At 67.5% G+C, this 24,151-nt stretch carries 22 protein-coding genes and 1 other RNA gene; 10 read left to right on the forward strand and 13 right to left on the reverse strand.

All coding sequences use genetic code 11. The annotated features are described in order from the left end of the window. Window positions 1-49: 49 nt before the first annotated feature. Together ACN8ZM_RS03215 and ACN8ZM_RS03220 are read right to left on the reverse strand one after the other, a co-directional pair. The gene (locus tag ACN8ZM_RS03215) at window positions 50-5,317 is read right to left on the reverse strand and encodes an autotransporter outer membrane beta-barrel domain-containing protein (RefSeq protein WP_420210539.1); all 5,268 of its coding nucleotides are present in this window, start codon (window positions 5,315-5,317) and stop codon (window positions 50-52) included. A 626-nt stretch (window positions 5,318-5,943) separates the two neighbouring features. Then, a complete protein-coding gene (locus ACN8ZM_RS03220) occupies window positions 5,944-6,855 on the reverse strand; it encodes a class II glutamine amidotransferase (protein WP_080741830.1) in 912 nt (303 codons plus the stop codon). 206 nt (window positions 6,856-7,061) lie between these two features. Between ACN8ZM_RS03220 and pyrC the strand changes: the two genes are divergently transcribed. From pyrC to rnpB, 3 genes are all read left to right on the forward strand, one after another. Then, a complete protein-coding gene (pyrC, locus tag ACN8ZM_RS03225) occupies window positions 7,062-8,126 on the forward strand; it encodes a dihydroorotase (protein ID WP_420210540.1) in 1,065 nt (354 codons plus the stop codon). Beyond that, complete coding sequence (locus ACN8ZM_RS03230) at window positions 8,123-9,013, forward strand: DUF3025 domain-containing protein (protein WP_420210541.1); 891 nt, start codon at window positions 8,123-8,125, stop codon at window positions 9,011-9,013. The genes pyrC and ACN8ZM_RS03230 overlap by 4 nt, the downstream gene beginning before the upstream one ends. Before the next feature lie 12 nt (window positions 9,014-9,025). Continuing rightward, window positions 9,026-9,437: RNase P RNA component class A (gene rnpB / locus ACN8ZM_RS03235), an RNA gene on the forward strand. A gap of 69 nt (window positions 9,438-9,506) precedes the next feature. On the opposite strand, the gene ACN8ZM_RS03240 is transcribed toward rnpB, so the two are convergent. Both ACN8ZM_RS03240 and ACN8ZM_RS03245 read right to left on the reverse strand, forming a co-directional pair. After that, window positions 9,507-9,971, reverse strand: a complete 465-nt coding sequence (locus tag ACN8ZM_RS03240) for an OsmC family protein (protein WP_175021600.1) — start codon at window positions 9,969-9,971, stop codon at window positions 9,507-9,509. Between the two features lie 410 nt (window positions 9,972-10,381). Then, window positions 10,382-10,690, reverse strand: a complete 309-nt coding sequence (locus ACN8ZM_RS03245) for a hypothetical protein (RefSeq protein ID WP_420210542.1) — start codon at window positions 10,688-10,690, stop codon at window positions 10,382-10,384. Window positions 10,691-11,001: 311 nt separating this feature from the next. Between ACN8ZM_RS03245 and rplM the strand changes: the two genes are divergently transcribed. The 4 genes from rplM to erpA are packed head-to-tail and all read left to right on the forward strand — an operon-like array spanning window position 11,002 to window position 12,423. Further along, entirely contained in the window at window positions 11,002-11,430 is a 429-nt protein-coding gene (gene rplM, locus ACN8ZM_RS03250; protein ID WP_041490553.1) for a 50S ribosomal protein L13, read from the forward strand. Between the two features lie 10 nt (window positions 11,431-11,440). Beyond that, on the forward strand, window positions 11,441-11,833 hold the full coding sequence (gene rpsI, locus ACN8ZM_RS03255; RefSeq protein ID WP_006476904.1) for a 30S ribosomal protein S9: 393 nt from the start codon (window positions 11,441-11,443) through the stop codon (window positions 11,831-11,833). Between the two features lie 9 nt (window positions 11,834-11,842). Next, window positions 11,843-12,031 carry a hypothetical protein gene (locus tag ACN8ZM_RS03260; RefSeq protein WP_179258659.1) on the forward strand — a complete coding sequence of 63 codons (189 nt, stop codon included), beginning with the start codon at window positions 11,843-11,845 and terminating at the stop codon, window positions 12,029-12,031. A gap of 20 nt (window positions 12,032-12,051) precedes the next feature. Continuing rightward, window positions 12,052-12,423, forward strand: a complete 372-nt coding sequence (erpA, locus tag ACN8ZM_RS03265; protein WP_011350956.1) for an iron-sulfur cluster insertion protein ErpA — start codon at window positions 12,052-12,054, stop codon at window positions 12,421-12,423. Between the two features lie 113 nt (window positions 12,424-12,536). Here the strand turns inward: erpA and ACN8ZM_RS03270 are convergent, their stop codons facing one another. Continuing rightward, window positions 12,537-13,685, reverse strand: a complete 1,149-nt coding sequence (locus ACN8ZM_RS03270; RefSeq protein ID WP_420210543.1) for an anhydro-N-acetylmuramic acid kinase — start codon at window positions 13,683-13,685, stop codon at window positions 12,537-12,539. Window positions 13,686-13,827: 142 nt separating this feature from the next. On the opposite strand from ACN8ZM_RS03270, the gene tyrS reads away from it, so the two are divergent. From tyrS to ACN8ZM_RS03285, 3 genes are read left to right on the forward strand one after another with little or no spacing between them, the layout of a single operon-like run. Further along, the gene (tyrS, locus tag ACN8ZM_RS03275; RefSeq protein ID WP_043191213.1) at window positions 13,828-15,069 is read left to right on the forward strand and encodes a tyrosine--tRNA ligase; all 1,242 of its coding nucleotides are present in this window, start codon (window positions 13,828-13,830) and stop codon (window positions 15,067-15,069) included. Further along, on the forward strand, window positions 15,066-15,524 hold the full coding sequence (gene dtd, locus ACN8ZM_RS03280) for a D-aminoacyl-tRNA deacylase (RefSeq protein WP_011350959.1): 459 nt from the start codon (window positions 15,066-15,068) through the stop codon (window positions 15,522-15,524). The genes tyrS and dtd overlap by 4 nt, the downstream gene beginning before the upstream one ends. Window positions 15,525-15,547: 23 nt before the next feature. Next, a complete protein-coding gene (locus ACN8ZM_RS03285) occupies window positions 15,548-16,210 on the forward strand; it encodes a histidine phosphatase family protein (protein WP_420210544.1) in 663 nt (220 codons plus the stop codon). Window positions 16,211-16,276: 66 nt separating this feature from the next. On the opposite strand, the gene ACN8ZM_RS03290 is transcribed toward ACN8ZM_RS03285, so the two are convergent. The 8 genes from ACN8ZM_RS03290 to dusB all read right to left on the reverse strand — a co-directional run bounded on the left by ACN8ZM_RS03290 (window position 16,277) and on the right by dusB (window position 24,082). Continuing rightward, a complete protein-coding gene (locus tag ACN8ZM_RS03290; protein WP_420210545.1) occupies window positions 16,277-17,404 on the reverse strand; it encodes a ParB/Srx family N-terminal domain-containing protein in 1,128 nt (375 codons plus the stop codon). A gap of 152 nt (window positions 17,405-17,556) precedes the next feature. Continuing rightward, window positions 17,557-18,510 carry an oxygenase MpaB family protein gene (locus ACN8ZM_RS03295; RefSeq protein WP_301769114.1) on the reverse strand — a complete coding sequence of 318 codons (954 nt, stop codon included), beginning with the start codon at window positions 18,508-18,510 and terminating at the stop codon, window positions 17,557-17,559. Between the two features lie 24 nt (window positions 18,511-18,534). Further along, window positions 18,535-19,605, reverse strand: a complete 1,071-nt coding sequence (gene ruvB / locus ACN8ZM_RS03300) for a Holliday junction branch migration DNA helicase RuvB (protein WP_011350963.1) — start codon at window positions 19,603-19,605, stop codon at window positions 18,535-18,537. Between the two features lie 119 nt (window positions 19,606-19,724). Further along, window positions 19,725-20,306 carry a Holliday junction branch migration protein RuvA gene (gene ruvA, locus ACN8ZM_RS03305; protein ID WP_043191206.1) on the reverse strand — a complete coding sequence of 194 codons (582 nt, stop codon included), beginning with the start codon at window positions 20,304-20,306 and terminating at the stop codon, window positions 19,725-19,727. A gap of 174 nt (window positions 20,307-20,480) precedes the next feature. Then, window positions 20,481-21,023 (reverse strand): crossover junction endodeoxyribonuclease RuvC, encoded by a 543-nt coding sequence (gene ruvC, locus ACN8ZM_RS03310; protein ID WP_420210546.1) that lies wholly within the window; start codon window positions 21,021-21,023, stop codon window positions 20,481-20,483. A 151-nt stretch (window positions 21,024-21,174) separates the two neighbouring features. Beyond that, a complete protein-coding gene (purH, locus tag ACN8ZM_RS03315) occupies window positions 21,175-22,740 on the reverse strand; it encodes a bifunctional phosphoribosylaminoimidazolecarboxamide formyltransferase/IMP cyclohydrolase (RefSeq protein WP_043191201.1) in 1,566 nt (521 codons plus the stop codon). 44 nt (window positions 22,741-22,784) lie between these two features. Then, a complete protein-coding gene (locus ACN8ZM_RS03320; RefSeq protein ID WP_006476892.1) occupies window positions 22,785-23,018 on the reverse strand; it encodes a Fis family transcriptional regulator in 234 nt (77 codons plus the stop codon). Further along, window positions 23,015-24,082 (reverse strand): tRNA dihydrouridine synthase DusB, encoded by a 1,068-nt coding sequence (gene dusB, locus ACN8ZM_RS03325; RefSeq protein WP_043191197.1) that lies wholly within the window; start codon window positions 24,080-24,082, stop codon window positions 23,015-23,017. The genes ACN8ZM_RS03320 and dusB overlap by 4 nt, the downstream gene beginning before the upstream one ends. Window positions 24,083-24,151 lie beyond the last annotated feature (69 nt).

The following is a 24,151-nucleotide window of genomic DNA, read 5'->3' on the forward strand; positions in this document are numbered from 1 at the left end:
CGCCCGGCCAAGCGCCGGGCGGTTTTTTTTCGTCCGCCGCCAGCGGGCGTTACCAGCTGTAGCGGTAGCCGACCTGCCCGACGATGCCGCGCCGGTAGTCGCCGCCGATGTTGCGTGCGATCTTCGCGTTCGCATACAGCTCGCCCGACTTGCCGAAGCCGGCGGTCACGCCGACGCCGAGCTCGTACCACGTGCGGCCGAGATGCGTCGCGAACGGGGTGCCGCCGACGACGGTCTGGCCCGGCGACAGGAAGTCGTGCAGCACGTCGGCCGTGAAGTACGGCGTCGCGGCACCGCCGCCTGAATCCGACTGGAGGTTCGGCCGGAAGATGCGCACGCCGACGCGGCCGCGCAGCGCGTTCGTCGTCGTGCCCGAAACCGCCGAGACGTTGTCGTTGAACCCGTTCAGCTTCAGGTACTGAACCATCAGCTGCGCCTGCGGCTCGACCGCAACCGGCAGCGCGCCGATCGCGAACGGCTTGCCGACTTCCTGCGACAGTGCGACACCGAAGCCGTTCTGCGACGCCTCGTTGCCGTAGCTGTCGCGATAGCGGTTGCCGTAGTGCGTGACCTGCCCGACGCTGTCGAAGTACGTGCCGTCGGACAGGTACTTCGTCCAGTAGCCGCCGACGCTCTGCGCGTGCATCTCGACCGAGCCCGTCGACGTCGACAGGTTGGCCGTGTCGGCGCGCGCCATGTCGCTGAAGCTCGCGTTCGACACGCCGATGCTGGCCGTCACGCCCGCGTGCGTGCTGCCGCCGCCGTTCGGCGCCTGGTCGAGCGTCCAGTCCTTGCCGAACTGCGCGAAGAACGTGCGCGCGTCGGCCGCGAAGCGGCCTGCGTTCGCGTCGAGGCTCTGGCCGCCGATGCGCCCCCACACGCCGTCGCGATTGCCGGGCTGCTGCTTGCCGAGGTTGTAGATGTCGCCGACGCGCTCGTGCAGCTTGCCGAGGGTCGAGAAGCCGTAGTCGGCGTTCAACAGCGGTGTGAGCGCATAGCCGGCGACACCGGGGCGATACGCGAGCGTGCCGCCGTTGCCATTCCCGTTGCCGTTACCGTCGCCGCCACCGGACGGGTGGATCGGGTCGCCGGGGTCCGACGGATCGAGCTGCGACCGCAGGTACCAGCTGTTCGCGTCGCCTTGCCCGCCGCGATACAGCCGGTATTCGTACGCGCCCGCCTGCACGGGCCCCGCGAGCTGGAATGCCGATGCGGTGGTCGTGCCGCCGTTGGCCGTGACGACCACCGGAATCCCGTCGCCCATCGTCTGCGCGCCGGTGCCGGCCGTGTTGGCGATCTTCAGGCCCGTCGTGCCGCTCGCGGCGCCGCCGTTCACGATCACCCGATCGGTCGGCGATGCGTCGGCGCCGAGGAACGTGTTGAGCGCGATCGTGCCGCCGTTGCCGACGTAGCTGCCGGTCGTCAGCGTCTTGTAGCTGCCCGCGAGCGTCGGCGAACCGGTCGGTGCGGCGAACGCGACCAGGCCCGCGTTGTTCAGGCTGCTCAGCACGGAGCTGCCCGTCATGCGCCAGGTGCTGCTGCCGTCGACGGTCAAGGCGACCGGATCGATCGTGCCGGTCAGCGTCGTGCCGTTCGCGAGGAACACGTTGCCGATGCTCGATGCGTCGGAGACGACGTTGCCGGTCAGGTTCACGGCCGACGCGGTGAAGCTGGCGTGGCTGCCGTTCGACAGGTCGAGCAGTGTGCCGTTGCCGGCCGTCACGACCGTGCCGTTGCGCACGGCGATGTCGGCCGTGCCGCCGCGCACGGCGAAGGCCGGCCCGGTGGCGGACGTGACGCTGCCGCCGTCGACGAGCACCGAGCTCGTCGCGCCGTTGGCGAGCGTATCCGACGCCAGCACGCCGGCCGTCGCGCCCTTGAGTGTCGTGCCGGTCAACGCGAGCACGCCGCCGCTGTCGGCGGTTGCGCCGTTGCCGGCGGCGCTGGCGATCGACGAGCCGGTATCGCCGATGCGGCCGCCGTTCTGCGCGACAAGGCCGTCGGCCGCCGTGCCGGCTGCGCTGATCTTCGCGCCCGACAGCAGCGCGGTCGCGCCGCCACTCGTCACGATCGCGGCCGAACCCGCGCCGGTCGTCGCGACGGTCGTACCGTTGGCCGTCAGCGTCGAATCGACACCCGACACGAAGAAGCCGCGCGCGTTGTCGCCGGTGGTCCGGACGACGGTCGCCGCATCGGTCGCGATGCGTGCGCCGGCGCCCGTTGACGACAGGCCGTCGGCGCCGCCGCCGGTCGTGCCGATCTGCGTGCCGGACAACGCGACCGTCGCGTTCGTCCCCTGGTTGTCGATCCCCTTGCCCGAGCCGCCGACCGCGATCGACGTCGCGCCGGCCGCGAGCCCGCCGCCCGTCACGGTCGAGTCGATCAGCACGCCGTCGGCGCTGCCGTTCGCGATCACGGTGCCGGCGCCCGACAGCGCGACCGATGCGCCGGCACCCGTCAGGTGTACGCCCGCGATGCCGTCGTCGGCTTCGATCGACCCCGCGTTGGCGAGCGTCGCCGACGCACCCTGGACGAGCGCGCCGGTGCCGTCGGAGACGCGGATCGTCGACGCGTTGTTCACCGTGCCGAGCGTGCCGATCACGACGCCCGTCGAGCCGGCGCCCGTCAGCAGTACCGTGTTGCGGTTCTCGAGCGTGCCGAGGCGTTGCGCGACGAAGCCCGTCACGCCGGCAGTCGATGACGTGACGGCGGCGCTGTTGGTGAGCGTCGTCGCGACCGGTGCGCCGGCATTGGCGCCGGCGAGGTCGTGCGCCTGGCCGTCGACGACGCCGGCGATCGCGCCGGCCGCGTTCAGGTTGATCGTCGCGCCCGCGTCGATCGTGCCTTGCGCGCCGCCTTCGACTGCGATCGCGATGCCGTTCGTGCCGTTGACGTTGTAGATCGCGTTGCCGGTCGACAGCACGGTGCCGGCGTCGGTTGCGAGCACGCCGCGTGCGCGCTGGCCGTTGACGTCGGTCGTCAGCGCGCCGGCCGTCGACGCGCCCGTGTAGGCCGCACCGCCCGCGACCCGGAACAGCGTCGAATCGTCGGTGTCGACGCGGAGGTGCTGCGCGGCGACGTTGATCTGCGAGCCCGCGCCATAGGCGTAGAAGCCGATCTGGTTCGTGCCCGACATGAAGGCGGGCACCGCATTGGCGCCGACGTCGATCGTCGCGCCCGAACGCGCGTGCACGCCGATCGCGCCGGTGCCCGTCAGGTTGAGCGCGCCGTCGAGCGTGGCCTTCGCGCGCGGCCCTTCGGCCCACACGCCGTAGTTGCGCGTGCCCGAGGCGGGATCGAGGCCGCCGGCCACGTTGATCGTGCCGGTCGAGGTTGCAGCCGTCGCGCTCGTGCCGGTCCCGACGACCATGATGCCGATGCCGTTGACGCCATTCAGCGTGATGGTGCCGGTATTGGTCACGGTCGCGGCCGTGTTGGCCGCGAGCATGCCGACGTTGGCGAGCGGCGTGCCGGACGCCGCGCCGTTGACGACGATCGCGCCCGCGTTGCTCAGCGTGCCGGACGACGAGCCGATGCTCGCCAGCGCGGCGCCGTTCTGTGTCTGCGAACCGATCACGATCGTGCCGAGGTTGCTCGCGGTACCCGATGCGCCGAGCAGGATGCCGTACGCGTGCGCGGACAGCGCGACGTCGTTCGCGGCTTCCGGCGCGCCGGCGTCGTACTGGGCCGCCCGGCCGAGGTAGATCGTGCCGCCGGCTTCGTTCGTGAAGCTGCCGCCGGCGACGAGGCCGCCGATCACCTGGCTGTCGAGCGTCGTCGTGTTGACGCCCACGTTGATCGTGCCCGCGTTCGATGCGGTCGCGCCGTCGGTCGCGGCCACCGCATAGTTCTGCAGGTCGAGCCGGTTGCGGATGAGATCCCAGGCGCCGACGTTCATCACGCCGTTGTTGACGAACGTGGTGCCTGCGCCGTTCGCGTACACGCCGCTGCCTTCGACGTACGTGTTGAGGCCGAAGTTGTCGGGCGGAACGGCGCCGCTCGTGCTGACGTTGTCGCCGGCCGTATAGCCGGAGGAAATCGAGCCGTTGTTGACGCCGCTCGCGCCGCTCAGTAGGCGCACCAGCGTGAAGTCGCCCGACAGGCGCCCGTCGTTGACGAAGTGCGCGCCGTTCTCTGCGACGACGGCAGCGCTCGCGTCGATCGTGTTGGCGCCGCGGAAGTCGATCTGACCGTCTTTGCCGATGTGCAGCGTCGCGTTCGCGCCGGTGCCGTGCATCGCGGTCGGATAGTTTCTGGGCAACGCGTTCTTGTCGCCGGGCGACACGTTGTTCGCGTACTCGAAGGTCTGCGGGGAGAGCGTTACGGCCTGGCCGAACGCGTTGTCGTAGGCGGCCTGCGAGCCGAGCGCGCCGTTCCGGACCGAGCGCACGAGGAAGTCGTTGTACGCGGCAAGCGACGCGGCGTCGGTGACGGTCCACGTGCTGCCGTCGAACGCGGTGAAGGTGCCCGCGTAGGCTGGCACGTCGAGCTGGATGCTGCCGACGGGGCCGCCGCTCGCGAGATAGTCGCCGGTGATGAACCAGATCTGGTTGCGCGAATTCCAGTTGATGACGCTCGGTGCCGAGCCGGTGCCGTCCGCGTAGGTGAGGTCGGTCTGCTTGGCCGCGATCGTGATCGCATTGCCTGCCGCCGCGGGTGCGTTTGCCGGGTTGCCGATCGATACGTCGAGCGTGCCGCCCGAGTTCGCGACCGTGCCGATCCGCGTGTTCACGTACTGGTTGCCGTTCACGTCGTGGTAGACCGGCACGATGGTCGAGCCTGCATTCGACGGGGTGAAAGCGGACGAATCGTAGGTGGCGACTGACGTGCGGCCGCCCGTGATCGAGTCGGGAGTGCCGACGCTTTGCGTCTTGCCGCCGAGCGTCAGCAACGGCTGATTCGGGTTGCCCGACACGACGGACGTGCTGCCGAGCGGCACCTGCGTGTAGCCCATGTCGCCGGTTGCACCGGTCCACGCGCCCGTCAGGCTGACCCGGTCGCCGCCCGACACGGTCGTGGCGCCGACGAGGTTGTCGTTGACGGTCGGGCTGAAGCTGTCGAGCGCGCAGGTGCCGTTGCTCGCGACGGCCGCGCCGCTGCCGCACGTCGACGCGTACGCGGAGCCGGCCGACAGCGCGGCCAGCGCGGCGCCGACTGCCGCGACGCGAAGCGATGTCCGGTGCGGTGCCGCGTGCGCGGCGCGGCGGCTCGTTCCCGACGGGCGGCCCGAACGCTTGCCGCGCGCCCGTGCCGTTTCCGCAGCCGCGACCCAGCAGCCGGTGGTCTCGCTCCATATCGATCGAAATGAATGATTCACGACAAGCCCCTCTCTCTTGTTTTGATGTGGTTTTCACCGCGGCGCAGTGAAATCGCAATCCGCGGCGGGGAATGGCGTGAATGGGTGTGCAGCGGCTGTGGCCGTGCCAATCGCGATTCGTTACACCGAGGATGAGCGGAGTCTATTGACCGGGAGGGTGGCCGATTGTCGGGAAGCTTACAAATGCGGCATTAATGCTGTTTTCGTTTGGTATTTTTTGTTTGTGTGATGAATCGAACTGAGCGCCTTGATGGATAAGGGTTTGGTCGATTTTTTGTGTGTAGCGTCGCGATCGCCGTATCGGTGGGATGGCGCACGGTTTGCGTCAGGTTGGTCCGTTAAAATGCGGTTTGCGGATTATATGCACTCTGGCGACGTGATTTATTCGTTTCTCTTCTTGATGATTTTCTATTGGAGATGAATTAAATCAAGAGAATATTGCGTGACGTTGCTTCGATATACCGGAATGTGGGCCGGATGAACGGAGTTGGCACGGGCGAGCGCTAGGGCCCGAAGCGTCACGGCACCGTGTGTGCAAAACAGCCCGCCGCAATCGCACATGGCGGGCGACCGTCTTGCGGAACAGCGGCCGGCAGGAGAGAGGAGCGGGCGCGGGTGCGCCGGGCTCAGAAGTCGATTGCGTCGTCGGAATCGACGTCCGCGGCGGTGGCGAGCGCCTCGCGTGTGTCGCGCGGCGCCGACGCCGATGCGTCGAGCGCCGGATTGCGCAGCTTCTCGAGCACGCGCTCGGGCACCGGGATCCGCATCCGCGCGGCGACGTCGCCGCACTGGAACATGATCAGCTCGCCCGGCTCGAACGCGGTCCAGACTTCGTTGTCGGTGAGCGGCTGCGTCGCGATCACGGCGACGCGATCTTCGGGCGTCGTGTATTTCGCGAAGTCGATCGACAGGTCTTCGTCGACGAGGTGCGCGGTCGAGAACGGCCAGCGCCGCACGAGGTAATGCAGCCGCGTCGAGCAATGCGCGAACAACGCCTGGCCGTTCGACATCAGGAAGTTGAACACGCCGTGATCGGTGATGCCGCGCGTCAGTTCGCCGACGCGCTCGAACAGCTCGGGCAACGGCGGCTGCGCACCGGGGAACGCTTCGCGCAGCCCCTGCATCAGCACGCAGAACGCCTGCTCGCTGTCGGTCGTGCCGACCGGGTGGTAGACGCTGCCTTCCATGTCCGGTGCGTAGTCCTGCAGGTCGCCGTTATGCGCGAAGATCCAGTGCCGGCCCCACAGCTCGCGCATGAACGGATGGCTGTTCTCGAGCAGGATGTGGCCTTGCGTAGCCTTGCGGATGTGCGCGATCGTGTTCTTGGACTTGATCGGGTAGCGCTTCACCATTTCGGCGATCGGCGACGTGGCCGATGCCTGGTGATCGATGAACAGGCGGCAGGCTTTATCTTCGAAGAACGCGATGCCCCAGCCGTCGGCATGGTGATCGGTGAGCCCGCCCCGGGCCGCGAAACCTGTGAAGGAGAATGTGACGTCCGTCGGCGCGGCGCAGTTCATTCCTAAGAGTTGGCACATTTTACTTGGGGCAGCAGGCTGAGGCGGGGGGTAACGAACCGGGCGAACCCCGGTACAATGCGGCTTCTAGCATATCACCGAGCCCTGAGCGGTAAAAAGCGGATTCCGCTGGCCAAAGGTCCCGTGTTGCGGTTTGCCGTCAGTCGGCCCGCGGCATGCGTGTTCCGGCCCCGCCGACGGCAAGCACGTTCCTCACGACGCCTCCTATGACTGCCTCGAACGCTTCCTCCCCGGCGACGCTCTCGCTCGCCCGTCCCGACGACTGGCACCTGCACCTGCGAGACGGCGACATGCTGGCCGCCGTGCTGCCGCACACCGCGCGCCAGTTCGGCCGCGCAATCGTCATGCCGAACCTGAAGCCGCCGGTGACGACCACCGCGCAGGCGCAGGCGTATCGCGAGCGCATTCTCGCCGCGCTGCCGGCCGGGATGACGTTCGAACCGCTGATGACGCTGTACCTGACCGACAACACGCCGCCCGACGAGATCCGTCGCGCGTGCGAAAGCGGCTTCGTGCACGGCGTGAAGCTGTATCCGGCCGGCGCGACGACGAATTCCGACCACGGCGTCACCGATCTCGCGAAGTGCGCGAAGACGCTCGAGGCGATGCAGGAAACCGGCATGCCGCTGCTCGTGCACGGCGAGGTGACCGATGCGTCGATCGACCTGTTCGATCGCGAGAAGGTCTTCATCGACCGCGTGATGACGCCGCTGCGCCGCGATTTCCCGGGCCTGAAGGTCGTGTTCGAACACATCACGACCAAGGACGCAGCCGACTACGTGCGCGACGCCGACGCGGCGCCCGGCCTGCTCGGCGCGACGATCACCGCGCATCACCTGCTGTACAACCGCAACGCGCTGTTCGTCGGCGGGATTCGCCCGCATTACTACTGCCTGCCGGTGCTGAAGCGCGAGACGCATCGCGTCGCGCTGGTCGAGGCCGCGACGTCGGGCAACCCGCGCTTCTTCCTCGGTACCGACAGCGCGCCGCATGCACGCGACGCGAAGGAAACCGCTTGCGGCTGCGCGGGCTGCTACACGGCGCTGCACGCGCTCGAACTGTATGCGGAAGCGTTCGACCACGCCGGCGCGCTCGACAAGCTGGAAGGCTTCGCGAGCTTCTTCGGCGCCGATTTCTACGGGCTGCCGCGCAGCGCCGAGACGGTCACGCTGCGTCGCGAGGCGTGGGAACTGCCGCGCGAGATCTTCGCCGGCGATACGCCCGTCGTGCCGCTGCGCGGCGGCGAGACGATCGGCTGGAAACTGGCGTGACGGTCGCGCCGCCGCGCGAACCCGGCCACACGGCCGGCAGCGGGGCGGCGGATTTTGCGCGGATCGACTGGTCCGTGCCGTGGCTCGCGCCCTATGCCGGGCCCGGCTGCGTTGCACAGGCGGCTGCGCGGGCGGGCGAAGCCGCGCTGCTCGACGCGCTGAACGGCGCGTTGGGCGACACCGGGCCCGGCGGCCCGCGCGCCACCGGCCGCGGCCGGCTGCTGCGGTTCGTGCCGCAGGCTGCGTTGCCGCCCGGCGTGGCGTACGAGACCCATATCGCGGAGACGGGCGGCGTCCCGACTCGCCACAATCTGCACGACTTCTTCAATGCGCTCGTCTGGTTCGCGTATCCGCGCATCAAGGCCGCGCTGAATGCGCGTCAGGCCGCGGCGATCGACGCCGCGGGCGGTGTCGGCCCCGTGCGCGGCACGCTGCGCGATGCGCTCACGCTGTTCGACGAGAATGCCGCGCTGTTCGTGACGGCCGACCGCACGCTCGCCGACGCGTTGTGCGGGTTCGACTGGCCGCGGCTGCTGGTCGCCGCGCGCGATGCGTGGGGCACGCGCTGCGAGGCGCGGCTCGTCGGCCATGCGCTGCTCGAGCAGCTCGTCGCGCCGTACAAGTCCTGCACCGCGCACACGTGGATCGTCGAAGTGAGCGCCGACTATTTCTCTTGGCCCGACGCGCAACGCATCGCGCATGTCGATGCGCGTGTCGCCGCCGAACTCGCGGCGCGCGCGCTGACGAGCCGCGATTTCGCGCCGTTTCCGGTGCTCGGCGTGCCGGGCTGGTGCGATGCGAATGCCGAGGCCGCGTTCTACGACGATCCGGCCGTGTTTCGCAGCGGTCGCCGTTCGCGCCATGCCGACAGCGGCGCGCAGTGCTAGAATGCGCGTCGCAAAGCAGGCCAGGCAGTCGCGGCCTCGCCGCCTTCGGGCGCGCGGGGGCGAGGAAAGTCCGGACTCCACAGGGCAGGGTGATGGCTAACGGCCATCCGTGGCAACACGCGGAACAGGGCAACAGAAAGCAAACCGCCGATGGCCCGGCGCAAGCCGGGATCAGGTAAGGGTGAAACGGTGCGGTAAGAGCGCACCGCGGCGACGGCGACGTTCGCCGGCACGGTAACCTCCACCCGGAGCAATTCCAAGTAGGCAGGCGCGCATTTTCGGATGCAGGACGGGGCCCCCGTCTCGTCTGCGGGTAGGAAGCTTGAGCGCGTCAGCAATGGCGCGCCTAGAGGAATGGCTGCCACGCGTTGCGTGCTTCGGTGCGCAGCGTGCACAGAATCCGGCTTATCGGCCTGCTTTGCCGTTCGAATGCGAAAGGGCCGGCGCTCCCCACGGAGCGCCGGCCCTTTTTTCATCCGTGCTCGCCGTGCGTTCAGGCGGCGACGATGTCGAACGAGTGCGTGAGTTCGGCCGTCTTCGCGATCATGATCGACGCGGAGCAATACTTGTCGTGCGACAGGTTGATCGCGCGTTCGACCGTGGCCGGGTTCAGGTTGCGGCCGGTGACGGTGAAGTGGAAGTGCACCTTCGTGAACACTTTCGGATCTTCGCTTGCGCGCTCGGCCTTCAGCGTGACCGAGCAGCCGCTGACTTCCTGGCGGCTCTTCTTCAGGATCAGCACGACGTCATAGGCCGTGCAGCCGCCGGTGCCGAGCAGCACCATTTCCATCGGGCGCGGCGCGAGATTGTGGCCGCCGCCTTCGGGCGCGCCATCCATCGCGACGAGGTGGCCGCTGCCGGTCTCGGCGGAGAACGCCATGCCGTCCTGACCCATCCAGCTTACTTTGCATTCCATGCTTGCACTCCAGCGTTGCCTGATTCGGATTCGATCCGGCATTGTAGCCCGCTGCGCAACGGTCGGCTGATGCGCTGCACGACGCGCAACGCCGGCGCCGTGCGCGCGGCGCGCCAGGCGGCCAATTCGCTCTCGTTTTTAGGGGTTTTGCTCTAGATGGGGGTGGTTTCTGATCCTGCCAGTCGGGATCAGGTGGTTGATTTCAAAGAGAAAATCAATTTTTCAAACGCGTCGCCTCAAATTTCGTATTGTGGTGTTTGATTTCGTAATGCAAATTTTCTTGTGAAGTCGGCAACGCGTTCGTATAATGAGCCTCATTGGTTGTCGCGCTGCGGCAACCTCCGAATGTCTCCTCCACCCTCCTCCTATGGTGGATTAAGCCCGAACCAGCCGTTCGGGCTTTTTTTCGTCCCATGCAAACATCGGCGCGCGGCTTGCGCGCGCTGGCAGCGTCACACCGGCTGCTTTGCGGCCGACTGCGACGCCGCGCCGCCGGACGGCACGCCGCGCGAGCGTGCGTCAGGGGCCGGCGCGTGGACGGCCGACGCATGGCCGTGGCCGCGTGCGCAGAAGTGGCGGACGCGTTCGCGCACCGCGCGCAGGCGGACGACGCGATCCTCGGCATGGGCCGCGCGGGCTTCGGTAATGCGCGTATCGAGCGCGTCGAGCTTGGCTTCGCAGTCGGCGCGGGCGGCGACGGCAGGCGCCGAGGCGGCCAGCAGCGCGGCCGCAAGGAAGGGCGTAAGTCGTTGATTCATCATGCTTGTTTGTTGTTTTCCAGATTCGGCCGGTCTGGCGCGGCAAGGTCATGTGCCGCGCGTCGATGGGTGCCTCCCTGGGCGCTCGGTTCGCCTGGCTTGTCGGGGCACGACCGGATTTTGGCCCATTTCGGCCGCCGTGGACACGGGACGTGGATTCCCTTTGACCGCGTTGCCGTATTTCCTTTATAATTCAGGGCTTTTCCGCATTCATGCCCACGGAAAAAGAACAGGGAGAGCCTGCACCGCGCCTTGAAGCGCACACAGACAAGCAGGACGAACACATCGGGCAAAGCATTTTTTTTGGATCGATCATGAAGACGTTTTCCGCAAAAGCCCATGAGGTGACGCGCGAATGGTACGTGATTGACGCGACGGATAAGGTTCTCGGCCGTGTTGCCAGCGAAGTGGCACGCCGTCTGCGCGGCAAGCACAAGCCTGAGTTCACTCCGCACGTCGACACTGGTGATTTCATCATCATCGTGAACGCGAGCAAGTTGAAAGTCACGGGCAACAAGACGCTGGACAAGAAGTACTACCGTCACTCGGGCTACCCGGGCGGTATCTATGAAACGACGTTCGGCAAGATGCAAGAACGCTTCCCGGGCCGCGCGCTCGAGAAGGCGGTCAAGGGCATGCTGCCGAAGGGCCCGCTCGGCTACGCGATGATCAAGAAGCTGAAGGTCTACGCAGAAGCGACGCATCCGCACTCGGCTCAACAGCCGAAGGCGCTCGAGATCTAAGGGGACCCACATGATCGGTAACTGGAACTACGGTACGGGCCGCCGCAAGAGCGCAGTCGCACGTGTCTTCATCAAGGCTGGCAAGGGCGACATCATCGTCAATGGCAAGCCCATCGCTGACTACTTCTCGCGCGAAACGTCGCTGATGATCGTGCGTCAACCGCTGGAACTCACGAACCACGGCCAGACGTTCGACATCAAGGTCAACGTCAACGGCGGCGGCGAAACGGGTCAGGCAGGTGCAGTGCGCCACGGCATCACCCGTGCACTGATCGACTACGATGCGACGCTGAAGCCGTCGCTGTCGAGCGCAGGCTTCGTCACGCGCGATGCACGTGAAGTCGAGCGTAAGAAGGTCGGTCTGCGCAAGGCACGCCGCGCCAAGCAGTTCTCGAAGCGTTAATTTCGCTTCATGGCTTCGCTGCTCTCGGGCGGCGTCTGCCCGAAAAACCGCCAGCTTTCGCGCTGGCGGTTTTTTTATGTCCGCTTCCAGGCGCGTGCTGCCGCGGCCCGCGCGGGCGTGTTTGATGAAATCGACAAGAACCTATTGATTTCATGGACTTCAGCACGATCTTCTGATCGGCCCTACAATAGCGGCTAAAGCTTTTTGGAGAGTTCGCAATGAACGCTGTTACCGAATCCGCAGCAACGACGGCCGAAATGCCGGTTCCGTTCGTCTTCACCGACGCCGCAGCCGACAAGGTCAAGCAACTGATCGACGAAGAGGGCAATCCCGACCTGAAGCTGCGCGTGTTCGTGCAGGGCGGCGGCTGCTCCGGCTTCCAGTATGGCTTCACGTTCGACGAGGAAGTCAACGAGGACGACACCGTGATGAACAAGAACGGCGTCCAGCTCCTGATCGACTCGATGAGCTACCAGTACCTGGTCGGCGCCGAGATCGACTACAAGGACGACCTCAACGGCGCCCAGTTCGTGATCAAGAACCCGAACGCGAGCACCACCTGCGGGTGCGGCTCGTCGTTCTCGGTCTGAGCGCACGATCGATCGTGTCCGGTTCGCCGGAATGAAAAACGGGGCTTCATGCCCCGTTTTTTTATGTCCGTGCGCAATGGCGATGCAACGCCCGCGTTGTGGCGGGTGTCGCGTCAGCGCGGATAGAGCGCGCCCAGCACGCGGTTGCCGGCTGCACCCGTGACCGTCGCGAGATTGCCGGGCTGGCGCGCGGTGAAGCGGTACGCGAGCCAGGCGAACGCGAGCGCCTCGACCTGTTGAGGCGGCACGCCGAGCGCGGCCGTCGTTTCGACCGTGGCCGGCACGCCGGCCTCGTGCAGCGCGTGCCGGAGCGCATCGAGCAGCACCGGATTGCGTGCGCCGCCGCCGCAGACGAACACGGCCTTGCAGCCCGCCGCGTGCTGCGCGATCTCGCGTGCGACCGACACGGCCGTAAGCGCGGTGAGGGTCGCCTGGACGTCCTGCGGCGCGAGTTGTGCGAACGCGGCGAGCTTCGCGTCGAGCCACGCCGGATTGAACAGGTCGCGTCCGGTGCTTTTCGGCGGCGGCGCAGTGAAATACGGCTCGTCGAGCAGCGCGTCGAGCAGCGGTGCGTGGACGGTGCCGCGCGCGGCGAACTTGCCGCCGTCGTCGTACGGCTTGCCGAGATGGCGGGTCGCCCATTCGTCGAGCAAAGCATTCGCGGGGCCGCAGTCGAAGCCGCGCACGTCGCCGCCTTCGCCGGGCAGGATCGTGATGTTGCTGATCCCGCCGAGATTGCAGACGACGCGCGTTTCGCCCGGCGCGCCGAATACCGTCGCGTGGAAGGCCGGCGCGAGCGGCGCGCCGTGGCCGCCTGCTGCGACATCGCGGCTGCGGAAATCGGCGATTACGTCGACCTGGGTCAGTTCGGCGAGCAAGGCAGGGTTGTTGATCTGCCGCGTATAGCCGCGCTCGGGGCGATGGCGCACGGTCTGGCCGTGCACGCCGATCGCGCGGATCTCGTCGCGCGACAGCCCGGCCGTGCGCTGCAATTCGTGGCAGCACACCGCGTAGCGCGTGACCAGCGCGTTCGCCGCGAGCGCTTCGCGGTCGATTTCATCGTCGCCCGGCTGCTGCAGCGCGAACAGCGCGTCGCGCAGCGATTGTGCGAAGCCGACGAACGCTTCCGCGAGCGCGACCGGCGGCTTGCCGGCCTCGAAACGCGCGGCGACGCCATCGACGCCGTCCATGCTGGTTCCCGACATCAGCCCGAAGTAGATGCCGTCGGCCGGATGGGCGTTTGGCGGCTGTCGTTGCGGCACGTTGGGTTCTCCTGGATCGTGCGGCGCGGGCCGGTGCCGCGCGCCTTGCGCCCGATTATCCGCGCAACATGACGCGCCGTTAAGCGATGCGCGCGCAAGTTATGGGAAAATCCCTGCTTTTGCGACATTCTTCCTGGCACCGATGAGCACCGAACCCAGTTCCAAGCCTGTTTTCCCGATCACCGACGAAGTCCGGCATGCGCTCGCCGTCACGAAGCGCGGCGTCGACGAGCTGCTGGTCGAGGAAGAGTTCGCGCAGAAGCTCGCGCGCAGCGCGGCCACGGGCACGCCGCTTCGCATCAAGCTCGGCCTCGACCCGACCGCACCTGACATCCACATCGGCCATACGGTCGTGCTGAACAAGATGCGTCAGCTGCAGGATCTCGGCCACACCGTGATCTTCCTGATCGGCGATTTCACGTCGCTGATCGGCGACCCGTCGGGCCGCAACGCGACGCGCCCGCCGCTCACGCGCGAACAGATCGAATCGAACGCGAAGACCTACTTCGAGCAGGCCGCGCTCGTGCTCGATCGCGACAAGACCGAGATCCGCTACAACAGCGAATGGTCGATGCCGCTCGGCGCGGACGGGATGATCAAGCTCGCGTCGCGCTACACGGTTGCGCGGATCCTCGAGCGCGAGGATTTCACGAAGCGCTTCCAGGGCGGCGTGCCGATCTCGATCCATGAATTTCTGTACCCGCTGATGCAGGGCTACGACTCGGTCGCGCTGAACGCCGACCTCGAGCTCGGCGGTACCGACCAGAAGTTCAACCTGCTGGTCGGCCGCGAGTTGCAGAAGCAGTACGGCCAGGAACAGCAGTGCATTCTCACGATGCCGCTGCTCGAAGGCCTCGACGGCGTCGAGAAGATGTCGAAATCGAAGGGCAACTACGTCGGCATCAGCGAGCATCCGAACGACATGTTCGGCAAGCTGATGAGCATCTCGGACACGCTGATGTGGCGTTACTTCGAACTGCTGTCGTTCCGCCCGATGGACGAAATCGGCGGCTTCAAGCGCGAGATCGAAGGCGGCCGCAACCCGCGCGACTTCAAGGTGCTGCTCGCGCAGGAAATCGTCGCGCGCTTCCACTCGCAGGCCGACGCCGAGCGTGCGCTCGAGGATTTCAACCACCGCGCGAAGGGCGGCGTGCCGGACGACATTCCGTCGGTCACGCTCGCGGGCGCGCCGCTCGCGATCGGTCAACTGCTGAAGCAGGCCGGCCTCGTGCCGTCGACGAGCGAGGCGCTGCGCAACATCGAGCAGGGTGGCGTGAAGATCGATGGTGCGACCGTGTCGGACAAGGGCCTGAAGGTCGAAGCCGGCGAGTTCGTCGTGCAGGTCGGCAAGCGCCGCTTCGCACGTGTCACGCTGACCGCATGATCGCGCTGATCCAGCGCGTGAAGCGCGCCGACGTGCGCGTCGGCGACCGCACGACGGGCGAGATCGGCGCGGGCCTGCTCGCGCTGGTCTGCGCGGAGCGCGGCGACACCGACGCGGCAGCCGACAAGCTGCTGGCGAAGATGCTCGGCTACCGCGTGTTCAGCGACGCGGCCGGCAAGATGAACCTGCCGGTGTCGAATATCGACGGCGAGGGCCGCGCAGGCGGCCTGCTGCTCGTGTCGCAGTTCACGCTGGCGGCCGATACCAACAGCGGGCTGCGGCCGAGCTTCACGCCGGCCGCGCCGCCCGACGAGGGCGCGCGGCTGTTCGACTATTTCGTCGCGGCCGCGCGTGCGCGCCATCCGGTCGTCGAGACGGGCGAGTTCGGCGCGGACATGCAGGTGTCGCTCGTCAACGACGGCCCCGTGACGTTCTGGCTGCAAGTGCGGCCCTGATTCTTCCCCGGAGACGTGCCGCGATGGCCATCACGCAGATTCTTTTCATCCGCCATGGCGAGACGGCCTGGAACCGCATCAAGCGCATCCAGGGTCATATCGACATTCCGCTGGCCGAAACGGGCCTCGAGCAGGCGCAGCGGCTCGCCGTGCGGATCGCGCGCGAGGCGCGCGACGGCGCACGGCTCGATGCGATCTATTCGAGCGATTTGATGCGCGCGCAGCAGACCGCGCAGCCGTTCGCCGATGCGCTCGGGCTGTCGCCGCGGCTGCGGGAAGGGCTGCGCGAACGCTCGTACGGCCAGTTCCAGGGGCATGACAGCGCCGAGATCGAGACGCTGTTCCCCGATGCCTACGCGGCCTGGCAGACGCGCGACCCCGGTTTCGCGCCGGAGGGCGGCGAGTCGCAGCGCGAGTTCTATCACCGCGTACTGCATGCGCTCGAACCGATCGTCGCCGAGCATCCGGGCGGCCGGATCGCGTGCGTTGCGCACGGCGGCGTGCTCGATTGCGTGTACCGGTTTGCGAACGGCATCGAACTGTCGGCGCCGCGCAATTATCAGCTGCTCAACACGAGCATCAACGTCGTCGATTACGTGGATGGCCGCGCGCAAGTCGTGCAGTGGGCCGACGTGTTGCACCTGGACGCGGCAAGCGACGACGACGGGTACCGCAAGGTGCTCTGAACCAGCAGGCCCCGTCCGGCATCGCCGGCCGGGGTTTCCTTCCTGTGCGGTGCTGCCGCTTACGGCTTACTGCGGCAGCGCGTGGCGCGTCTTGTAGTCGAGCGCGTACGCGATCTTGCCGGGCTTGTCCGCCGCGATCGGCTGGCGCAGCTTGTCGAATTCCCCCTTGTTGTATTTCTTCCCGCCGTTGATCGCGTCCGCGCGCCCGAGGTCGGCGCCCGTCTTGCCGTCGATCACCGGATCCGTGGCCGCGACCATCCGCGTCGACGCATTCCAGACCGCGTTCAGGTAGCCCGTGTCGGCCTTCGCCGGATCGGGATCGGTTGCGCCGGCGCGCGTCAGGTCATAGCCGGCGAGCGAGAACGTGCCCGGTTGCGCGCGCAGCCAGTCGGCCCAGTAGAACTCGAGGTAGTCGGTGGCTTGCGCGGGCTTGCTGTAGCCGATGTCGCGCGTGAAATAGACGAGCGAGCGGTAGCGGTCGTTCGTCATCCCGAGTTTCAGGCCGAGCCCGGTCGGCAGCTGCGCGGCCGTGATCGGCTTGCCTTCGCCATTCTTGAGGCGCAGATAGCCGCGGCTCTGCATCTGCTGCCAGAACGCGTCGCCCGAGTAGTCGCTGAGGTTGTCCTTGACGACGACGTGCACGTGCAGCGCCGGGCCGCCGTCGGGCGTCTCGTAGTAGGTCGACAGGCCGTGGTGGCCGTCGGTCAGGTACAGCGCATCGCCGTTCGGGCCGATCACGACCGGGTTCAGCACCGAGCGGTCGCGGGCGTTCGCGTCGGTCGTCGTGCACGTGTAGCTCGCGGGTTCGCGCAGCGCCGATCGGGCCGTGTAGCCGCCCGAAGCGACGCCGCCGAGGCCTTCGTCCGCGCAGAAGTCGTCGAACTTCTTGTCGGGCTGCAATTCGTAGCAGCCGAGCTTGTAGTAGATCTGGTCGTAGCCGATCGCGCCCTGCGTCGGATGGAGATCGCCGAGCGTCACGTCGATCAGGTCGCCCGCGCGAGCGGCCTTCCACTTGCCCGGTTGCGGCGTGACGGTGGCGGGCGGCGTGGGAGCAGGCGTAGTCGGGGTGCCGCCGGACGGCGTTTGCGCGTCCGAGCGCGCGACGGCGGTGACATCGTCGCCTCCGCAGGCGGTGAGGGCGAAGACGGCGGACAGGCTGGCGGCAAGGGCGAAACGGATCGGCAGGCGTGGCATCGCGGGCTTTGGGTGTCGGTCGGGTTGGCGGGACACCGCGCGGGTCACGGACAGGCGGGACGTACGGCACGTGCGACCGTGCGCGGGTGCAAGCCCGTCAGCTTGTCACAGGTATTTGACAGTAAATTGAAATGATAAGAGGAAGCGAATCGTCAGGCGGGCGGCTTGCCGTCGGGCGGTGTCGCTGTGGCGCGCCGGCGCGCGCGCTTTGACGCGCCGTTCACGAGCGCCCAGCGCAGCACGGGGGCGACGACCCGTATGCCGGGCCGGACCACTGCGCGTCGCAGCGGCGCGAACGCGGCCACGCCGAGCATGCGTTGCGCCCACGGCGGCAGCAGGTCGATCCCGGCATGCATCACCAGCGACGCGGCCGGCCGCAGCGCGGGCTTCGCAACCGGCACGTTCAGCAGGATGGACATCACGTCGAAGGTGCGCGGCCCGGCCTCGAGCTCGGGCTGCATGCGCGCGAGATAGGCGGCCACTTCGGCGCGCGAACGGGGCACCTCGTGCGCGCCGAGCAGCTCGGCGATCAATGCCGTTTCGGCGTAGTAGCGATCCTGCAACTCGCCCGGCAGCGCCGGATTCACGTAGCGCAGATGCGCGGCGAGGAAACTCGACACTTCCGCGACATGCACCCAGGTCAGCAACGCCGGATCGTCGGCGCGGTACGGCCGGCCGTCCGGCGCGGTGCCCGAGATGTGCGCGTGGATCGATTTCACGCGCTCGATCAGCGCGAGTGCGTCCGCGCGACTGCCGAACGTCGTACCGGTGATGAATGTGGCGGTGCGCCGCAAGCGGCCCAGGATGTCGGTGCGAAACGACGAGTGATCCCAGACACCCGCGAGCGCGAGCGGATGGAGCGCCTGCAGCAGCAGCGCGGCGATGCCGCCCGTCATCATCGACGTGAAGTCGGCATGCACGCGCCAGCAGACGGCGTCGGGGCCGAACAGCCCCGGGTCTCCCGGCGGCGAAGAGAGGTCGAGCGACGGGCCGCCGCCGCCCGCCGTCAGGTGCGTGACGCCGGCCACGAGCCGCTTGCGGATCGGCTCGGCCCAGCGCGGGCCCGGTGCGGGTGCGGCGGGGTGGCGGGTGGGCGGCGTCGTCATGGTGGGTGCGGCTCGGGCGACGGGTTACTTCCCGTCGGGGGTATCCCACTCGCCGCGTTCGGTGCGGCCGGTGTCCGGCACGGAAAGCCCGAAGTGGCGATAGGTGAGCAGCGTCGCGACGCGCCCGCGCGGCGTGCGCTGCAGGAAGCCCTGCTGGATCAGGTACGGCTCGAGTACGTCCTCGATCGTGTCGCGCTCCTCGCCGATCGCGGCGGCGAGGTTGTCGATGCCGACCGGGCCGCCGTCGAACTTGTACAGGATCGCCTCGAGCAGCTTGCGGTCCATCAGGTCGAAGCCGACCGGATCGACGTCGAGCATCGCGAGCGCGGCATCGGCGACGGCCGCGGTGATCTGGCCGTCGGCCTTCACTTCCGCGAAGTCGCGCACGCGGCGCAGCAGCCGGTTTGCAATCCGCGGCGTGCCGCGCGAGCGCTTCGCGATTTCGAGCGCGCCGTTCGGATCGATCTGCGCGTTCAGCAGCGACGCCGAGCGCCGCACGATGCGCGACAGTTGCTCGGCGTCGTAGAACTCGAGGCGCGCGACGATCCCGAAGCGATCGCGCAGCGGGTTGGTCAGCATCCCGGCGCGGGTGGTCGCGCCGACCAGCGTGAACGGCTGCAGGTCGAGCTTCACGCTGCGCGCGGCCGGGCCTTCGCCGATCATGATGTCGATCTGGTAATCCTCGAGTGCCGGATACAGGATTTCCTCGACGACCGGCGACAGCCGGTGGATCTCGTCGATGAACAGCACGTCGTTCGCTTCGAGGTTGGTCAGCAGCGCGGCGAGATCGCCCGCGCGCTCGAGCACGGGGCCCGACGTCTGGCGCAGATTCACGCCCATCTCCCGCGCGATGATGTGCGCGAGCGTCGTCTTGCCGAGGCCCGGCGGCCCGAACAGCAGCACGTGATCGAGCGGCTCGGAGCGGCGCTTGGCGGCTTCGATGAAGATCTCGAGCTGGCCGCGCACCTTTTCCTGGCCGACGTAGTCGTCGAGCTGGCGCGGCCGCAGCGCACGTTCGAACACCTCCTCGTGCGACGAGGCGGGCGTGGCGGCGATGATCCGCTGCTCGGTGGCGAGTTTGTCGGTTTCAATCATGCGGCCATTGTACCGCGCGCCGCTGTCCCGCCCACCTGGCCGAACGGCCGACTGGCGAGCGTCGCGCGGCCGCGCGACACTGGCTTCGACGCACCGAATGGCGGCGCGTCATGCGGGCGTTACACCTTCGACAGCGCCTTCAGTGCGAGCTTGATGCCTTCCGATACACCGGTGCCGGCCGGCACGTTCTTGATCGCGGCGAGGCCTTCCTTTTCCGAATAGCCGAGCGCGAGCAGCGCGTTGAGGATGTCGGTCGCGTGGTCGGACGGCGAGGCGGCGCCGGCGAGTGCACCGAGATCGGCGCCGAGCTTGCCCTTCAGTTCGAGCAGCAGGCGCTCGGCCGTCTTCTTGCCGATGCCGGGCAGGCGCGTGAGGCGCGCGGCGTCCTGCATCGTCACGGCCTGCGCGAGTTCCTGCACGCTCATGCCGGACAGCACGGCGAGCGCCATGCGCGCGCCGATGCCGGTGATCTTCAGCAGCTCGCGGAAGGTCGTGCGTTCCTGCGGCGTCAGGAAGCCGTACAGCAGGTGCGCGTCCTCGCGGATGATCTGCTGCGTGAGCAGCACGATGCGCTCGCCCGTTTGCGGCAGGTTGTAGAAGGTGCTCATCGGCACGTCGATTTCATAGCCGACGCCGTTGCAGTCGACGAGCAGGTGAGGCGGGTTCTTTTCGAGCAGGATGCCGGCGATGCGACCGATCATGGATGGCTTGGTGCGAGGAAGAAAGCGCGAGTGTAGCGCACGTGCGGCGCTATGCCGACGGGATCGGCCGTCTGGCGGAAGCGATACGTGCCGCGTATGCGTCGTGCGAGGCTGGAATGGCCGGCGCGGTCGAAAGCGGTTCCCCGGTGCGCCGGGCGATGGCGTGCGCCAGCGTTAGCCGACCAACCGCCCGCGTCGCACGCGCAGCCCTTTCTTCGCGAGCGCCGGCGCGAGGCCGCCGAGCGTGCTGAGCGTGTTGCCGCCGTGCGCATGGCAGATCGCCATGCCGAGCGCGTCGGCCGCGTCGGAGCCCGGTTGTCCGGAGAGGTCGAGCAGCCGCGTGACCATTTCCTGCATCTGCGTCTTGGTCGCGCGGCCGTAGCCGACCACGGCCTGCTTCAACTGCAGCGCGGTGTATTCGGCCACCGGCAGGCCGCCCGCGACGAGGCCGCAGATCGCGGCGCCGCGCGCCTGGCCGAGCAGCAGCGTCGACTGCGGGTTCACGTTGACGAACACTTTTTCGATCGCGGACTGGTCGGGGGCGTGCTCGCGCACGATGGTCGAGACGCCCTGGAAGATCGTGCCGAGCCGGGTGGCCAGGTCGGCGGTCGGCGTGCGGATCACGCCGCTCGCGACATACGCGAGCCGGTGGCCGCTGACGTCGATGACGCCGAAGCCGGTGACGCGCAGGCCGGGGTCGATGCCGAGAATTCGCATGGGTAAGGAGAGAAGCCTGATGCAGCGATACTACAACGAATGGTGCGGTGCGCTGGCCGCACGGTTGCGTACGAGCGCGCCGCGCAATAAAAAACCCGGCGGGTGCGATGCCGCCGGGTTGTCGAGCAGCGGCCGCGCGGGCCGCAGGCGATCAGTGACGGAAGTGGCGCACGCCCGTCAGGATCATCGCGATGTTGTGCTCGTCGGCTGCGGCGATCACTTCGTCATCGCGCATCGAGCCGCCCGGCTGGATCACGCAGGTCGCGCCGGCCGCCACGACGACGTCGAGGCCGTCGCGGAACGGGAAGAACGCATCCGACGCCACGGCCGAGCCGGCCAGCGTCAGGCCCGCGTTCTGCGCCTTGATGCTCGCGATGCGCGCGGAATCGACGCGGCTCATCTGGCCTGCACCGACGCCAAGCGTCATGCCGTTGCCGCAGAACACGATCGCGTTCGACTTCACGTACTTCGCGACACGCCATGCGAACAGCAGGTCGTCCATTTCCTTCGGCGTCGGGTGGCGCTTCGTGACGACACGCAGTTCGTGCGGCTGCACGTTCTTCGAGTCGAGCGACTGCACGAGCAGGCCGCCGCCCACGCGCTTCAGGTCGAATGCGTTGTGGCCGTCGCCCAGTGCGATTTCGAGCAGGCGCACGTTCTGCTTCGCGGCGAACACCTGCTTCGCGGCGTCGGAGAACGACGGGGCGATCAGCACTTCGACGAACTGCTTCGCGACAGCCTGGGCCGCCGTTTCGTCGACTTCGCGGTTGAACGCGATGATGCCGCCGAACGCCGAGGTCGGGTCGGTCTGGAACGCCTTTGCGTACGCGTCGGCCGAATCGTTGCCGACCGCGACGCCGCACGGGTTCGCATGCTTGATGATCACGCAGGCCGGTGCGTCGAACGTCTTCACGCATTCCCACGCCGCGTCCGAATCCGCGATGTTGTTGTACGACAGTTCCTTGCCCTGCAGCTGGCGGTAGTTCGCGAGCGCGCCGGCCGGCGTCGTGAGGTCGCGGTAGAACGCCGCGCTCTGGTGCGGGTTCTCGCCGTAGCGCAGGTCCTGCACCTTGTCGAACGCCATGTTCAGCGTCGCCGGGTACGCGCTGCGCGATGCGTGCTTCAGCTCGTCGGTCAGGCTCGTCAGGTAGTTCGTGATCGCGCCGTCGTATTGCGCGGTGTGCGCGAACACCTTCGTCGCGAGGCGGAAGTTGGTCGGGTAGCCGACCGTGTTGCCGTTCGCCTTCATTTCATCGAGCACGACCGAGTAATCGGCCGGATCGACGACGACCGTCACGTCGCGGTGGTTCTTCGCGGCCGAGCGCAGCATCGTCGGGCCGCCGATGTCGATGTTCTCGATCGCGTCGGCGAGCGTGCAGTCGTCCTTCGCGATCGTCGCGACGAACGGATACAGGTTCACGACCAGCAGGTCGATCGTCGGGATGCCGTGCTGCTCCAGCGCCTGCATGTGCTCGGGCAGGTCGCGGCGGGCCAGGATGCCGCCGTGCACCTTCGGGTGGAGCGTCTTCACGCGCCCATCGAGCATTTCCGGGAAGCCCGTGTAATCGGCCACTTCGGTAACGGGCAGGCCCGCGTCGGCGAGCAGTTTCGCGGTGCCGCCGGTCGACAGCAGCTTGACGCCGAGGTCGGACAGCGACTTCGCGAAGTCGACGATGCCGGTCTTGTCGGAAACGGAAATGAGCGCTTGCTTGATCATGATGGAACCACCAATAGCCAGGGAAACGGGGACGGGACGGCCGCCTACAGCAGGCCGTGCTGCTGCAGCTTCTTGCGCAGCGTATTGCGATTGATGCCGAGGTACTCCGCGGCGAGCGACTGGTTGCCGCCGGCCTGTACGAGCACGACCTCGAGCATCGGCTTTTCGACGCAGGACATCACCATTTCATAGACGTCGTGCGGATTGGAGCCGTCTAGATCCCGGAAATACACGTCCAGGCTCTCGCGGACACATTGTTCGATGTTGTGCTTGCTCATGCTGCTAACTGGTTATGGTCGTCCGACTCGCCCTGGCCGTTTTCCTCTTCGTCATCGACGTAGACGAGGTGGTCCGACAGCGCCTTTTGCGCCTCGAAGAATGCATTGACGGCGGCGAGCTGCTCGCGGGTGGAATCGAGCGTGTTCATCCTGTGCCGGAACCCGTTGGCACCGGAAAGGCCGCGAGTGTACCAGCCGATGTGCTTGCGCGCAGTACGGACGCCCGTGAATTCACCATAGAAAGCGTAGTGGTCTTCCAGGTGTTCGTTCATCACGTGCTGGATCTCGTCGATCCGCGGCGGGGGCAGCAGCTCGCCGGTTTGCAGGAAATGATCGATTTCGCGGAACAGCCACGGCCGACCTTGCGCGGCACGACCGATCATCAGGGCATCGGCGCCGGTTGCGTCGAGTACGGCCTTCGCCTTCGCGGGCGACGTGATGTCGCCGTTCGCGACCACCGGAATCCGCACCGCCGCCTTCACGGCCGCGATGGTTTCGTATTCGGCGTCGCCGCGGTACAGGTCGGCGCGCGTGCGGCCGTGCACGGTCAGCATCGAAATGCCGGCGGCTTCGGCCAGGCGCGCGACCGTGATCGCGTTCTTGTGATCGCGATCCCAGCCCGTGCGGATCTTCAGCGTGACGGGCACCGCATCGGGCCCCGTGCCGACCGCCGCGACGACCGCCTCGACGATGCGCTGCACGAGCGGCTCGTTCTGCAGCAGCGCGGAGCCGGCCGCGACGTTGCAGACCTTCTTCGCCGGGCAGCCCATGTTGATGTCGATGATCTGCGCGCCGTTGTCGACGTTGTAGCGGGCCGCTTCGGCCATCATCGCCGGATCGGCGCCGGCGATCTGGACCGCGATCGGCTCGACTTCGCCTTCGTGGTTCGCGCGCCGCATCGTCTTCGCGCTTTTCCACAGCTGCGCGTTGGACGCGACCATCTCGGACACGGCGTAACCGGCCCCCAGCCGCTTGCAGAGCTGGCGGAACGGACGATCCGTCACGCCGGCCATCGGGGCGACGAACAGGTTGTTACGCAATACGTGAGGGCCGATAACAGGCATCGCAATGGCACCGCCCGCGGCGGGCGCGGGCAGGGAAAGGGCAGACGGAAACGCGCATTTTACCGTATT

The sequence above is a fragment of the Burkholderia aenigmatica genome (assembly GCF_048627025.1).
In the GTDB taxonomy this organism is placed as follows: domain Bacteria; phylum Pseudomonadota; class Gammaproteobacteria; order Burkholderiales; family Burkholderiaceae; genus Burkholderia; species Burkholderia aenigmatica.

Bases quoted from the DNA above. Each gene is read 5' to 3' on its own strand.
- erpA (WP_011350956.1), top strand. From the start codon at position 12,052: ATGAACGCTGTTACCGAATCCGCAGCAACGACGGCCGAAATGCCGGTT.
- ruvB (WP_011350963.1), bottom strand. From the start codon at position 19,605: ATGATTGAAACCGACAAACTCGCCACCGAGCAGCGGATCATCGCCGCC.
- rpsI (WP_006476904.1), top strand. From the start codon at position 11,441: ATGATCGGTAACTGGAACTACGGTACGGGCCGCCGCAAGAGCGCAGTC.
- ACN8ZM_RS03220 (WP_080741830.1), bottom strand. From the start codon at position 6,855: ATGTGCCAACTCTTAGGAATGAACTGCGCCGCGCCGACGGACGTCACA.
- dtd (WP_011350959.1), top strand. From the start codon at position 15,066: ATGATCGCGCTGATCCAGCGCGTGAAGCGCGCCGACGTGCGCGTCGGC.
- ACN8ZM_RS03290 (WP_420210545.1), bottom strand. From the start codon at position 17,404: ATGCCACGCCTGCCGATCCGTTTCGCCCTTGCCGCCAGCCTGTCCGCC.
- ACN8ZM_RS03285 (WP_420210544.1), top strand. From the start codon at position 15,548: ATGGCCATCACGCAGATTCTTTTCATCCGCCATGGCGAGACGGCCTGG.
- dusB (WP_043191197.1), bottom strand. From the start codon at position 24,082: ATGCCTGTTATCGGCCCTCACGTATTGCGTAACAACCTGTTCGTCGCC.
- ruvA (WP_043191206.1), bottom strand. From the start codon at position 20,306: ATGATCGGTCGCATCGCCGGCATCCTGCTCGAAAAGAACCCGCCTCAC.
- ACN8ZM_RS03260 (WP_179258659.1), top strand. From the start codon at position 11,843: ATGGCTTCGCTGCTCTCGGGCGGCGTCTGCCCGAAAAACCGCCAGCTT.
- ACN8ZM_RS03320 (WP_006476892.1), bottom strand. From the start codon at position 23,018: ATGAGCAAGCACAACATCGAACAATGTGTCCGCGAGAGCCTGGACGTG.
- ACN8ZM_RS03245 (WP_420210542.1), bottom strand. From the start codon at position 10,690: ATGATGAATCAACGACTTACGCCCTTCCTTGCGGCCGCGCTGCTGGCC.
- ruvC (WP_420210546.1), bottom strand. From the start codon at position 21,023: ATGCGAATTCTCGGCATCGACCCCGGCCTGCGCGTCACCGGCTTCGGC.
- rplM (WP_041490553.1), top strand. From the start codon at position 11,002: ATGAAGACGTTTTCCGCAAAAGCCCATGAGGTGACGCGCGAATGGTAC.
- ACN8ZM_RS03295 (WP_301769114.1), bottom strand. From the start codon at position 18,510: ATGACGACGCCGCCCACCCGCCACCCCGCCGCACCCGCACCGGGCCCG.
- tyrS (WP_043191213.1), top strand. From the start codon at position 13,828: ATGAGCACCGAACCCAGTTCCAAGCCTGTTTTCCCGATCACCGACGAA.
- purH (WP_043191201.1), bottom strand. From the start codon at position 22,740: ATGATCAAGCAAGCGCTCATTTCCGTTTCCGACAAGACCGGCATCGTC.
- pyrC (WP_420210540.1), top strand. From the start codon at position 7,062: ATGACTGCCTCGAACGCTTCCTCCCCGGCGACGCTCTCGCTCGCCCGT.
- ACN8ZM_RS03240 (WP_175021600.1), bottom strand. From the start codon at position 9,971: ATGCCGGATCGAATCCGAATCAGGCAACGCTGGAGTGCAAGCATGGAA.